General features: G+C 74.1%; 10 protein-coding genes. 7 read left to right on the top strand and 3 right to left on the bottom strand.

Annotated features, from left to right (window positions below; translation table 11 throughout):
- Positions 1 to 13: 13 nt before the first annotated feature.
- The 3 genes from pheS to GQ466_RS25925 all read left to right on the top strand — a co-directional run bounded on the left by pheS (position 14) and on the right by GQ466_RS25925 (position 5478).
- Positions 14 to 1123, top strand: a complete 1110-nt coding sequence (pheS, locus tag GQ466_RS25935; RefSeq protein WP_161105650.1) for a phenylalanine--tRNA ligase subunit alpha — start codon at positions 14 to 16, stop codon at positions 1121 to 1123.
- Positions 1123 to 3597 (top strand): phenylalanine--tRNA ligase subunit beta, encoded by a 2475-nt coding sequence (gene pheT / locus GQ466_RS25930; RefSeq protein WP_161105649.1) that lies wholly within the window; start codon positions 1123 to 1125, stop codon positions 3595 to 3597. Before pheS ends, pheT begins: the two co-directional genes overlap by 1 nt.
- A gap of 282 nt (positions 3598 to 3879) precedes the next feature.
- A complete protein-coding gene (locus GQ466_RS25925; protein WP_161105648.1) occupies positions 3880 to 5478 on the top strand; it encodes an ABC-F family ATP-binding cassette domain-containing protein in 1599 nt (532 codons plus the stop codon).
- A 24-nt stretch (positions 5479 to 5502) separates the two neighbouring features.
- Here the strand turns inward: GQ466_RS25925 and GQ466_RS25920 are convergent, their stop codons facing one another.
- The 3 genes from GQ466_RS25920 to GQ466_RS25910 are packed head-to-tail and all read right to left on the bottom strand — an operon-like array spanning position 5503 to position 7848.
- Positions 5503 to 6360 carry an ABC transporter permease gene (locus GQ466_RS25920; RefSeq protein ID WP_161105647.1) on the bottom strand — a complete coding sequence of 286 codons (858 nt, stop codon included), beginning with the start codon at positions 6358 to 6360 and terminating at the stop codon, positions 5503 to 5505.
- Between the two features lie 34 nt (positions 6361 to 6394).
- The gene (locus tag GQ466_RS25915; RefSeq protein ID WP_161105646.1) at positions 6395 to 7357 is read right to left on the bottom strand and encodes an ATP-binding cassette domain-containing protein; all 963 of its coding nucleotides are present in this window, start codon (positions 7355 to 7357) and stop codon (positions 6395 to 6397) included.
- A complete protein-coding gene (locus tag GQ466_RS25910) occupies positions 7354 to 7848 on the bottom strand; it encodes a MarR family winged helix-turn-helix transcriptional regulator (protein WP_161105645.1) in 495 nt (164 codons plus the stop codon). Before GQ466_RS25910 ends, GQ466_RS25915 begins: the two co-directional genes overlap by 4 nt.
- Before the next feature lie 130 nt (positions 7849 to 7978).
- On the opposite strand from GQ466_RS25910, the gene argC reads away from it, so the two are divergent.
- From argC to GQ466_RS25890, 4 genes are read left to right on the top strand one after another with little or no spacing between them, the layout of a single operon-like run.
- Positions 7979 to 9007, top strand: a complete 1029-nt coding sequence (gene argC, locus GQ466_RS25905) for an N-acetyl-gamma-glutamyl-phosphate reductase (protein WP_161105644.1) — start codon at positions 7979 to 7981, stop codon at positions 9005 to 9007.
- Positions 9004 to 10161, top strand: coding sequence for a bifunctional glutamate N-acetyltransferase/amino-acid acetyltransferase ArgJ (gene argJ / locus GQ466_RS25900; RefSeq protein ID WP_161105643.1), 1158 nt, complete (start codon positions 9004 to 9006; stop codon positions 10159 to 10161). Before argC ends, argJ begins: the two co-directional genes overlap by 4 nt.
- 20 nt (positions 10162 to 10181) lie before the next feature.
- Positions 10182 to 11090, top strand: coding sequence for an acetylglutamate kinase (gene argB, locus GQ466_RS25895; protein ID WP_161105757.1), 909 nt, complete (start codon positions 10182 to 10184; stop codon positions 11088 to 11090).
- Positions 11087 to 12280: an acetylornithine transaminase gene (locus GQ466_RS25890; RefSeq protein WP_161105642.1), complete on the top strand. Its 1194-nt coding sequence runs from the start codon at positions 11087 to 11089 to the stop codon at positions 12278 to 12280. The genes argB and GQ466_RS25890 overlap by 4 nt, the downstream gene beginning before the upstream one ends.
- Positions 12281 to 12282 lie beyond the last annotated feature (2 nt).

Here is a 12282-nt window from a genome sequence, read left to right as displayed (position 1 = left end):
TTGTCATACCACCATGTCTGCACCCAACAAGTCTTTCGACCCCGTCGAGGTCGCGGCGCTGAGCGCCGAGTCGCTCGACGCGGCGCGCGCGGACGCGCTGGCGGCCATCGAGGCCGCCGCCGACCTCGACGCGCTCAAGCAGGTCCGGCTCGCCCACGCGGGCGACCGGTCGCCGCTGGCCCTAGCCAACCGCGAGATCGGCGCGCTGCCCCCGGCGGCGCGCGCCGAGGCGGGCAAGCGCATCGGCGCCGCGCGCGGCGCGGTGGCGCAGGCGCTGAAGGCCCGGCAGGCGGAGCTGGAGGAGGAGCGCGACCGGCGCGTCCTCGCCGAGGAGGCCGTCGACGTCACGCTCCCGTGGGACCGCGCGCCGCGCGGCGGCCGGCACCCGCTGACGACGCTGCAGGAGCGGATGGTCGACGTCTTCGTCTCGATGGGCTTCGAGGTCGCCGAGGGCCCCGAGGTCGAGGCGGAGTGGTTCAACTTCGACGCGCTGAACTTCCCGCCCGACCACCCGGCCCGCTCCATGCAGGACACGTTCTTCGTGGAGTCGGAGGAGACGGGCCTGGTGCTGCGCACGCACACCTCGCCGATGCAGATCCGCTCGCTGCTGTCGCGGGAACTGCCGGTGTACGTGGTGGGGCCGGGCCGCACCTTCCGCACCGACGAGCTGGACGCCACGCACAGCCCGGTGTTCCACCAGCTCGAAGGGCTGGCGGTGGACGAGGGCCTGACGATGGCGGACCTGCGCGGCGGCATCGACGCGTTCGTCGCGGGGATGTTCGGCCCGGGCCTGGTGACGCGGATGCGGCCGTCGTTCTTCCCGTTCACCGAGCCGTCCGCCGAGGTGGACATGCAGTGCTTCGTGTGCCGGGGCGCGTCGGCCGAGCCGGGCGGCGCGCCGTGCCGGACGTGCTCGTCGGAGGGCTGGATCGAGCTGGGCGGCTGCGGGATGGTCAACCCGCGCGTGCTCGTGGCGTGCGGCATCGACCCCGACCGCTACAGCGGGTGGGCGTTCGGGCTGGGCGTGGAGCGGACGCTGATGTTCCGGCACGGCGTCGAGGACATGCACGACATGGTGGAGGGCGACGTGCGCTTCACCCTTCCGTTCGGGATGGAGATCTGATGCGCGCCCCGCTCTCCTGGCTGCGGGAGTACGCCGACCTGCCGGCCGGGGTCACCGGCCGGGAGCTGGCGGCCCGGCTGATCGACGCCGGGCTGGAGGTCGAGACGGTCGAGCGCGCGGGCGACGACGTCCGCGGCCCGCTGGTGGTCGGCGAGGTCCTGGCGATCGAGGAGCTGACCGGGTTCAAGAAGCCGATCCGGTACTGCCAGGTCGACGTCGGCAAGGCCAACGGGACCGGCGAGCCGCAGAACATCGTGTGCGGCGCGACGAACTTCGCCGTCGGCGACCGGATCGTCGCGATCCTGCCGGGCGGGTCGCTGCCCGGCGGGTTCGAGATCGGCGCCCGCAAGACCTACGGCAAGGTGTCCGAGGGCATGATCTGCTCGGTGAGCGAGCTGGGCATCGGCGAGGACCACGACGGCATCCTCGTCCTGCCCGGCGCGCCCGAGCCCGGCACCGACGCGATCGAGCTCCTCGGCCTGCGGGACGACGTCCTGGACATCGCGGTCACGCCCGACCGGGGCTACTGCCTGTCGATCCGCGGGGTGGCGCGGGAGGCCGCGACGGCGTACGGCGTCGCGTTCCGCGACCCGGCGGACGTCGAGGTGCCCACGGGCGAGGGCGAAGGGCCGGGCGTGGCGATCGCCGACCCGTCGGCGTGCGACCGGATCGTGCTGCGCGAGGTGCGCGGTCTCGACCCGTCCGCGCGGGCGCCGATGTGGATGCGGGTCCGCCTGCACCGGGCCGGGATGCGGTCGGTGTCGCTGGCGGTGGACGTCGCCAACTACCTGATGCTGGAGCTGGGCCAGCCGCTGCACACGTTCGACGGGAACAAGGTCTCCGGGCCGATCACGGTGCGGCGCGCGGAGCCCGGCGAAAAGCTGGAGACGCTGGACCACGTCGAGCGCAAACTGCACCCCGAGGACGTCCTGATCGCCGACACGACGGGCCCGCTGTCGCTGGCGGGCACGATGGGCGGCCTGGCCACCGAGATCGGCGACGCGTCCACGAGCACGGTGATCGAGGCCGCGCACTTCGACGAGATCGGCGTCGCGAAGATGGCGCGGCGGCACAAGCTGCACAGCGAGGCGTCCTACCGCTTCGAGCGCGGCGTGGACCGGGAGCTGGCGCACCGCGCGGCGTACCGGGCGGCGGCGCTGCTGGCGGAGCTGGGCGGGGCGGAGATCGTGCCGGGCGTGTCGTCCGCCGAGGCTCCGGTCGCGCCGGTCGCGATCACGATCCCGGCCGACCACCCCGACCGCGTGGCCGGTGTGGCGTACGGGCGGGACACGGTCGTGCGGCGGCTGGAGCAGGTCGGCTGCACGGTCGCCGGGGACGCGACGCTGACGGTGACGCCGCCGTCGTGGCGTCCGGACCTCACCGACCCCAACGACCTCGCCGAGGAGGTCATCCGGCTGGAGGGGTACGAGAACATCCCGTCGCGCGCGCCGCGTCCGGCGGCCGGGCACGGCCTCACCGGCGCGCAGCGGCTGCGCCGCCGGGTCGGCCGCGCGCTGGCCGGGGCCGGGTACGTCGAGACGATCAACTTCCCGTTCGCGGCGGAGAAGGACTGGGACGCCCTCCAGCTCCCCGCCGAGGACCCGCGCCGCCGGGCGCTGCGCCTCGCCAACCCGCTGTCGGAGGACGAGCCGCTGCTGCGGACGACGCTGCTGCCGGGCCTGCTGAAGGCGCTGGCCCGCAACACCGGCCGGGGCTTCGCCGACGTCGCGCTGTTCGAGCGCGGCGTGGTGTTCCGTCCGGACGGCCCGGTGGCGTCCGCGCCGCGCCTGCCGGTGGACCGGGGTCCGTCGGCGGACGAGATCGCGTCGCTGGACGCGGCGCTGCCCGACCAGCCCGAGCGGGTCGCGGCGGTGCTGGCGGGCGGGCGCGAGCCGTCCGGCTGGTGGGGCGCGGGCCGTCCCGCGACGTGGGCGGACGCGATCGAGGCCGCCCGGACCGTCGCGCGCGAGGCGGGCGTGGAGCTGCGCGTCGAGGCCGACCGGCACGAGCCCTGGCACCCGGGGCGCTGCGCCGCCCTGTACGCCGGGGACGTCCTGGTGGGCCACGCGGGCGAGCTGCACCCGCGCACGATCAAGGCGTACGGGCTCCCGGCGCGGTCGTGCGCGATGGAGCTGGAGCTGCGCGCGCTCGGCGAGCCCGCCGCGCCCCGCGCCCCGCACGTGTCGACGTACCCGGTCGCCACGCAGGACGTCGCGTTGATCGTCGCCGAGGACGTGCCCGCGGCGACCGTCGAGGCGGCGCTGCGCGACGGCGCGGGCGAGCTGCTGGAGTCGGTGCGGCTGTTCGACGTCTACACCGGCGAGCAGGCCGGGCCGGGCCGCCGGTCGCTGGCGTACACGCTGCGGTTCCGCGCGCCGGACCGGACGCTGACGGCCGAGGAGTCGGGCGCGGCCCGGGACGCGGCGGTCGCGGCGGCGGCCGAGCGCACCGGGGCGGTGCTGCGCGGCGCCTGAGCCGTCTTGAGGACGCCCCCGCCCGCGCGGGGGCGTCCTTGCGTTTGACAGGCGTCCGGGCACCGCTTAAAGTGCACGGGTCTTATCGCCGCCCGGTTGGGGAGTCCATTGAGGAACTGAGATCGCAGACACCGCGCGATGGCCCGTCTCGCATGACGGCCCGCGCACGCGATCTCGGTGGACTCCGCGTCCCGGGCTTTTTTCATGCCCGCAGGGCGCGTCGCGCGGTCCGCGGTGTCTCCAGGTGTCCTTGAACCTTCCACGCACCAGGGGAGCCGCCCCATGTCCCATGCCATCGTCTGTTCCGACCTGTCCTTCGCCTGGCCGGACGGGACGGTCGTCCTCGACGGCCTGGACGCCGCGTTCGGGCCCGTCCGCACCGGCCTCGTCGGCGTCAACGGCGCGGGCAAGTCGACGCTGCTCAAACTGATCGCGGGCGAGCTGCGCCCGACGGCCGGGACGGTCTCGGTCGCGGGCGAGATCGGCTACCTCCCGCAGACGCTCCCGCTCGCCGCGTCCCGCACCGTCGCGGACCTGCTCGGCATCGCCGCGGCCCGCGCCGCGCTGCTGGCGATCGAGCGCGGCGAGGCGACCGAGGAGAACTTCGCGGCCGTCGGCGACGACTGGGACGTCGAGGAGCGCGCCCGCGCCGAACTGGCCCGGCTCGGGCTCGGCGACGTCGGCCTGGACCGGACGGTCGCGACGCTGTCGGGCGGCGAAGCCGTGCTGGCGGGGCTCGCGGCGCGGCTGCTGGCCCGTCCGGACGTCCTGCTGCTGGACGAGCCGACCAACAACCTCGACCTGGACGCCCGCCGCCGTCTCTACGACGCGGTGGACGCCTGGCCGGGCGTGCTCGTCGTCGTCAGCCACGACCGCGAGCTGCTGGAGCGCGTGGACGCGATCGCCGACCTGCGCGACGGGGCGATCCGCACGTTCGGCGGCACGCTGTCGCAGTACGACGAGCGGCTGGCCGTCGAGCGGGAGGCCGCCGAGCGGACCGTCCGCGCGGCCGAGGGCGATCTGCGGCGGCAGCGGCGCGAGCTGGAGGAGGCGCAGGCCAAGCTGGCGCGGCGCGCCCGCTACGGCAAGAAGCAGCAGGACAGCGTGCCGCGCATCGTCGCGGGCCTGCGCAAGCAGCAGGCGCAGGTGTCGTCCGGCAAGCACCGCGTCCTGCACGAGCAGCGGCTCGCGGGCGCGCGGGAGCGGCTGGCCGAGGCCGAGGAGGCGATCCGCGACGAGGACGAGATCCGCGTGAAGCTGCCGAACACGCGCGTCCCCGAGGGCCGGACGGTCCTCACCGTGACCGGCCTGCCCGCCGAGCAACCGGAGTCGCTGAACGAGCTGGTGGTGCGCGGCCCGGAGCGCATCGCGCTGACCGGCCCGAACGGCGCGGGCAAGACCACGCTGCTGCGGGCGGTCGCGGGCGGGGACGCGCCGGACGGCGTCGAGATCCGGGCCGAGGACGTCCGGTACCTGCCGCAGCGCCTCGACGTCCTGGGCGACGCGCTGAGCGTGGTCGACAACGTCCGGGCCGTGGCGCCGTCGGCGTCGGTGCGGGAGGTCCGGGCGGGCCTCGCGCGGTTCCTGCTGCGCGGCGACCGCGCGGACCGTCCCGCCGGGACCCTGTCGGGCGGCGAGCGGTTCCGCGCGGTGCTGGCGTCGCTGCTGCTGGCCGAGCCCGCCCCGCGCCTGCTCCTGCTGGACGAGCCGACCAACAACCTGGACGTCGCGAGCGTCCGGGCGCTCGCGCAGGCCCTCGCCGCCTACGAGGGCGCGTTCGTCGTGGTGAGCCACGACCTGCCGTTCCTGCGGACGCTGAACCTCACCCGATGGCTGCGGATGGACCGGCAGGGCGAGCTTTCGGAGGGCGAGCCCGTGTGAGCGGGCCGCCCTCCGGGGCGCCGGTCAGGTCAGGACGCGCTGGGTGAACTTGCGCGCGGCGAGCCACGTCATGAGGACGGTCCCGACGAGGATGACCGTCCCGTACACGTAGAAGTGCATGTGCTCGACGCCCGGGGTGAGCGCGGCGCGCAGCCCCTCGTTGAGGAACACCATCGGGTTGGCCAGCGAGACGATCTGCAGCCAGCGGACGTGCTCCAGCGCCGCCCACGGGTAGTACACGCAGCCGAGCATCGACAGCGGCATGAGGATGATGCCGAACAGCATCTGCGCCTTCTGCGGGTCGATGACGGTGCCCATCAGCAGCCCGCCGGACGCCGACAGCAGCGACCCGAACACGCACACGAAGATCAGCAGCGGCCAGTTGCTCACGTGGACGTCCGGTCCCTGCCCGCCCGCGTGCACGAACAGCACGCAGGGGAAGACCAGCAGCCCGGCGATGAGCGCCTGGAGCCCGCCGGCCACGATCTTCTCGATGGCCAGCAGCGGGATCGGCAGCGGCGCGAGCGCCCGGTCGGTGATGGAGCGCTGCCAGTTCAGCTCCATCATCAGCGGGAACACGATCGCCATGATGCCCTGCATGAAGATCGAGGACCCGACGAGGCCGGGCACGAGGACGGTCGAGAACGTCGTCCCGCCGCCCGCCCCGCCGGTCATGGCGCCCCCGCCGACCTTCGGCAGGACGTAGGCGAAGACGAACACGAACAGCAGCGGCTGGAGCAGCACGCGGACGAACGTCGCGACGAAGTTCTTGCGCAGCACCCGCACCTCGCGCGACAGCATCGCGAGGAAGGTGCGGCCGACGGTGACGCGTACGGCGGGTTCGGGGTCGGCGGCGAGGGCTTTCGGGAGTGTGGAGGTCATGCGGAGGGCTCCTCTGGGGGGATCGGCGGCCGGGTCAGTCGCGGTAGTCCCGGCCGGTCAGGTTCAGGAAGACCGTCTCCAGGCTCGGCCGGAGCTGGGAGGCGTCGGTCACGTTCACGCCCGCGGCGGCGCCCGCCGAGACCAGCTCGCCGAGCAGGCCCTCGGGGGCGGTGGAGAACACGCGGACCTGGCCGCCGTTCACCTCCACCTTGGAGATGCCGTCGCGCGCGGCGAGGCCGTCGAGCTTGGCGGGAACGTCCCCGTCGTAGGACACGGTGATCACGGTGTCGGCGCCGGCGGAGTCCTTCAGCTCCGCGACCGTCCCGCGCGCGAGGACCTCGCCGTGGTCCACGACGGCGAGCCGGTCGCACAGGACCTCGGCCTCTTCCATGTAGTGCGTGGTGAGCAGGATGGTCTGCCCCTGGGATTGCAGGTCGCGCAGCAGGTCCCACAGGTTGACGCGGTTCTGCGGGTCGAGGCCGGCGGTGGGCTCGTCCAGGAACAGCACCTCGGGCCGGTGGACGAGCGCGCGGCCGATCATGAGCCGCTTGGCCTGGCCGCCCGACAGCTCGAACGGGTTGCCGTCGCGCCGGTCGGTGAGGCCGAACAGTTCCAGCAGCTCCTCGGCGCGGCGCCGGGCGGCGCGCGGGCCGAGGCCGAAGAACCGGCCGCGGAACTCCAGGTTCTCGACGGCGGTCAGCTCGCTGTCGAGGGTGTTGTTCTGCGAGACCATGCCGATGCGGCGCTTGACCTCGACGGCGTCGTTCACGACGTCGAAGCCGCAGACGCTGGCCTTTCCGGACGTCGGCTTGACGAGCGTGGTGAGCATCCCGATCGTCGTGGACTTCCCGGCGCCGTTCGGGCCGAGGAGGCCGAAGAACTCGCCGCGCCGGACGTCCAGGTCGATGCCGCGCACGGCGGGCACGTCGCCCTTGGGCCCGGCGTAGGTCTTGCGGAGATCGTCGGTTTTCACCGCGATCTCGGGGGTGGGGGTCACGGGCGCTCTCCGTTCGGGTCGGTGCAGTCGTCGAACTTGTCGATCAGCGCGAGCAGGAAGCGGCGGACGGCGGGCTCGTCCTCGGGCGGCACGACGTCGTAGAACTCCCAGATGTCGGGGCCCAGCTCCTTGACCGTCACGGCGACGAGCCGCGAGCCGGTCTCGGTGATGTGCAGGCGCACGGCGCGGCGGTCGGCCTCGTCGCGGCGGCGTTCCACGTGCCCGTTGCGCTCCAGCGTGCCGATCACGGAAGTGACGCTGGCGGGGGACGTCATGAGCCGGCGGGCGACCTCGCCGGCGCGCAGGCCGTCCTCGCTGCGGAGCATCCGCAGCACGAAGAAGCCGGCGGGGCTGACGCCGTGCCGCTCGATGAGCCGCCACATCATCGGCCCCGTCATGCGGGCCGCGGCGGCGAACAGCCGCCCGATGGGCCACTCCTCGATCGGCCCCAGCTCCTCGGGGTCCCCGAAGCCCAGCTTGTTCACTTCCATGCCGAATATTCTTAGCCCCTTAATCTTTAGGGGTCAAATCTTTAACTCCTTAAGTAATCTACTCACGGGTTGCATGATCTTCCATGGCCATGCATACTCTTACTCGGACTTCGGGAGAGGGTGAGGCGCTGTGGGGATCCGGGCGGCGGTCGCGGGGGCCAGCGGGTACGCGGGCGGGGAGATCCTGCGCGTCCTCGCGGGCCATCCCGACTTCGAGGTCGGCACGGTCACGGCGGGCTCCAACGCCGGGACGGAACTCGGCGCGCACCAGCCGCACCTGCTCGCCCTCGCCGACCGGGTCCTCGCGCCGACGACCCCGGACGCGCTCGCCGGGCACGACGTCGTCTTCCTCGCGCTCCCGCACGGGCAGTCCGGGCCGCTGGCCGCCGACCTGCCCGCCGACGTCCTCGTCGTGGACTGCGGCGCCGACTTCCGGCTCCGCGACGCCGCCGACTGGGAGAAGTTCTACGGCAGCCCGCACGCCGGGACGTGGCCCTACGGCCTGCCCGAGCTGCCCGGACAGCGCGACGCCCTGCGCGAGGCGCGCCGCATCGCCGTCCCCGGCTGCTACCCGACCGCCGTCAGCCTCGCGCTGTTCCCCGCGTTCGCCGCCGGGATCGTGGAGCCCGACGTCGTGGTCGTCGCCGCGTCCGGGACGTCCGGCGCAGGCCGGGCCGCCAAGCCGCACCTGCTCGGCAGCGAGGTCATGGGCTCGGTCTCGGCGTACGGGGTCGGCGGCGTCCACCGGCACACGCCCGAGATGACGCAGAACCTCGGCGCCGTCGCCGGCCGGCCCGTCCGGGTCTCCTTCACCCCGACGCTCGCCCCGATGAGCCGCGGCATCCTCGCCACCTGCGTCGTGCCCGTCCGGCCCGGGGTCACCGCCGCCGCGCTGCGCGCCGTCTACGCCGACGCCTGCGACGGCGAGCCGTTCCTGCACCTGCTGCCCGAGGGGCGGTGGCCCGCGACCGCGATGACGCTCGGCGCCAACACCGCCCTGCTCCAGGTCGCGCTGGACGAGACGGCCGGACGCGTCGTCGTCGTGTGCGCCATCGACAACCTCGCCAAGGGGACCGGGGGCGGCGCGGTGCAGTGCGCCAACCTCGCCCTGGGCCTCCCCGAAACCGCAGGACTCACCACGATCGGAGTGTCCCCGTGAGCGTCACCGCCCCGTTCGGGTTCCGCGCCGCCGGCGTCGTCGCCGGGTTGAAGGACAGCGGAGCCCGCGACCTCGCCCTCGTCGTCAACTACGGACCGTCCCGCGCCGCCGCCGGGGTGTTCACCCGCAACCGCGTCAAGGCGGCGCCGGTCCTGTGGACCGAGCAGGTGCTGAAGGGCGGACGCGTCCACGCCGTCGTGCTGAACTCCGGCGGCGCGAACGCCTGCACCGGCGCGGCCGGGTTCCAGGACACCCACGCCACCGCGGAGCGGGCCGCCGAGCTGCTGGGGGAGTCGGCCGGGGAGATCGCGGTCTGCTCCACCGGGCTGATCGGCGAGCGGCTCCCGATGGACCGGCTGCTGCCCGGCGTCGACGCCGCCGTCGCCGCGCTGTCGCCCAACGTGGGCGGCCTGGACGCCGCCGACGCCATCCGCACCACCGACACCGTCGCCAAGATCGCGCACCGGCGGGGGACGGGCGGCTACCGGATCGGCGGCATGGCCAAGGGCGCGGGGATGCTCGCCCCGTCGCTGGCGACGATGCTCTGCGTCCTCACCACCGACGCCGACCTGGACGCCGCCGCCCTGGACCGGGCGCTGCGCGCGGCGACCGGCGCCACTTTGGACCGGCTCGACTCCGACGGGTGCCTGTCCACCAACGACACCGTCCTGTTGCTGGCGTCCGGATCGACGGGCATCACGCCCGACGAGGCCGAGTTCACCGCCCTGCTCACCGACCTGTGCCTGGACCTCACCCGGCAGCTCCTGGTGGACGCCGAGGGCGCGTCCAAGGCCATCGCGATCGAGGTCGTCGGCGCGGCCGGCGTCGCCGACGCCGTCGCCGTGGGCCGCGCGGTCGCCCGCAACAACCTGCTCAAGTGCGCCATCCACGGCGAGGACCCGAACTGGGGCCGGGTCCTGTCGGCCGTCGGCACCACCGACGCGGTGTTCGAGCCCGACCAGCTCAACGTGGCGATCAACGGCATCTGGGTCTGCCGGGGCGGCGCCGTCGGCGACGACCGCGCCAAGGTGGACCTGCGCCCCCGCGACGTGACGATCACGGTGGACCTGTCCGCCGGGCCGCACAGCGCGACCGTCTGGACGACCGACCTCACGGCCGAGTACGTCCACGAGAACTCGGCGTACTCGACATGAGCGCCATCTCGGGCGCGCGGATGCGCAGCAACCGGGCCGGGGTCCTGACCAAGGCCGAGACGCTGATCAAGGCGCTGCCGTGGCTGGAGCGGTTCCACGGCACGACCGTCGTGATCAAGTACGGCGGGCACGCGATGAACGACGAGGAGCTGCGGCACTCGTTCGCCGAGGACATCGTGTTCCTGCGGTACGCGGGGCTCAAGCCGGTGATCGTCCACGGCGGCGGGCCGCAGATCAACGCGGCGCTGGCCGCCGCCGGGATCGAGTCCACCTTCACCGCCGGGCTGCGGGTGACGACGCCCGAGGCGATGGAGGTCGTCCGGATGGTCCTGGTCGGCCAGGTCAACCGGGACGTCGTCGGGCTGATCAACCGGCACGGCGCGTTCGCGGTCGGCATGTCCGGCGAGGACGCGAACCTGTTCACCGCCGAGCGCAAGCGGGTCGTCGTGGACGGCGCGCCGGTCGACATCGGCCAGGTCGGCGAGATCGTCGAGGTGCAGGTCGGCGCGGTGCGGGCGCTGCTGGACGACGGGCGCGTCCCGGTCGTGTCCAGCATCGCGCGCGGCGACGACGGCGAGGTCTACAACGTCAACGCCGACACCGCCGCCGCCGCGCTCGCCGTCGCGCTGGACGCCGCCAAGCTCGTCGTCCTCACCGACGTCGAGGGGCTGTACGCCGACTGGCCCGACAGCGACGACGTCATCGACAACCTGACCACCGACGAACTGGCCGCGCTGCTGCCCGGCCTGACGTCGGGGATGGTCCCGAAGATGGAGGCGTGCCTGCACGCCGTCCGGGGCGGGGTGCCGCAGGCGCACGTGCTGGACGGGCGCGTCCCGCACTCCCTGCTGCTGGAGATCTTCACCGACGAGGGAATCGGGACGATGGTCCTGCCCAGCCCGTCCGGCCCCCCGAAGGAGGACTCGTGACCAACGCCGATCTCCGGAGCCGGTTCGCCGACGTGTTCATGCCGAACTACGGCGTGCCGCCCGTCGCGCTCGTGCGCGGCGAGGGCGCCCGCGTCTGGGACGCCGACGGCAACGAGTACCTCGACCTCATCGGCGGCATCGCGGTGTCCTCGCTCGGGCACGGCCACCCGGCGCTGGCCGCCGCCGTCGCCGAGCAGGCCGCCGCGCTCGCCCACACGTCGAACCTGTTCGTCAACGAGCCGTCCGTGCGGCTCGCCGAGCGTCTGGTCGCGCTGGCGGGCGGGGACGCGCGGGTGTTCCTCGCCAACAGCGGCACCGAGGCCAACGAGGCCGCGCTCAAGATCGCCGTCAAGTACGGCAAGGCGCACGGCCGCCCGTACGTCGTCGCGACCGAGAACGGCTTCCACGGGCGGACGCTCGGCGCGCTGTCGCTCACCGGCAAGCGCTCGATCCGCGACCCGTTCGGGCCGTTCGCGCTGGACGTCCGGTTCGTCCCGTACGGCGACGCGGACGCCCTGCGCGCCGCCGTCACCGACCAGTGCGCCGCCGTCTTCCTGGAGCCCACGCAGGGCGAGGCGGGCGTCGTCCCGCCCCCGGCGGGCTACTTCACCGCCGCCCGGGAGATCTGCGACGCGACCGGCGCGCTGCTGGTCGCCGACGAGATCCAGTCCGCCATCGGCCGCACCGGCGCCTGGTTCGCCTGGCAGCACGAGAACGCCAGGCCTGATCTGCTGACGCTCGCCAAGGGGCTCGGCGGCGGGCTGCCGGTCGGCGCGTGCCTGGCGTTCGGCGCGCACGCCACGACGTTCGCCAAGGGCGACCACGGCAGCACGTTCGGCGGCAACCCGGTCGCCGCCGCCGCGGCCCTCGCCGTCCTGGACACCATCGAGCGCGACGGGCTCCTCGCCCACGCGGCGGCGGTCGGCGACGTCCTCGCGTCCGGGATCGCCGCCGTCGAGCACCCGCTGCTCGCGGGCGTCCGGGGCCGGGGCCTGTGGCGGGCGCTGGTCCTCACCGGGCCGTCCGCGCCCGCCGTCGAGGCCGCCGCCCGCGACGCCGGGTTCCTCGTCAACGCCGTCCAGGCCGACGCGGTCCGCCTCGCCCCTCCGCTGATCCTCACCGACGCGCAGGCCCGGTCCTTCACGGCGGCGCTCCCCGCCGTCCTGGACGCCGCGCAGAAAGCGAGCTGAGC

The sequence above is a fragment of the Actinomadura rayongensis genome, from assembly GCF_009831215.1.
GTDB lineage: Bacteria > Actinomycetota > Actinomycetes > Streptosporangiales > Streptosporangiaceae > Spirillospora > Spirillospora rayongensis.
This window is presented reverse-complemented; position numbering and strand designations above follow the sequence as displayed.

What these genes read in the sequence shown, in the direction of transcription:
- pheS (WP_161105650.1), top strand. Translation starts at nt 14, where the DNA reads ATGTCTGCACCCAACAAGTCTTTCGACCCCGTCGAGGTCGCGGCGCTG.
- pheT (WP_161105649.1), top strand. Translation starts at nt 1,123, where the DNA reads ATGCGCGCCCCGCTCTCCTGGCTGCGGGAGTACGCCGACCTGCCGGCC.
- GQ466_RS25925 (WP_161105648.1), top strand. Translation starts at nt 3,880, where the DNA reads ATGTCCCATGCCATCGTCTGTTCCGACCTGTCCTTCGCCTGGCCGGAC.
- GQ466_RS25920 (WP_161105647.1), bottom strand. Translation starts at nt 6,360, where the DNA reads ATGACCTCCACACTCCCGAAAGCCCTCGCCGCCGACCCCGAACCCGCC.
- GQ466_RS25910 (WP_161105645.1), bottom strand. Translation starts at nt 7,848, where the DNA reads ATGGAAGTGAACAAGCTGGGCTTCGGGGACCCCGAGGAGCTGGGGCCG.
- argB (WP_161105757.1), top strand. Translation starts at nt 10,182, where the DNA reads ATGCGCAGCAACCGGGCCGGGGTCCTGACCAAGGCCGAGACGCTGATC.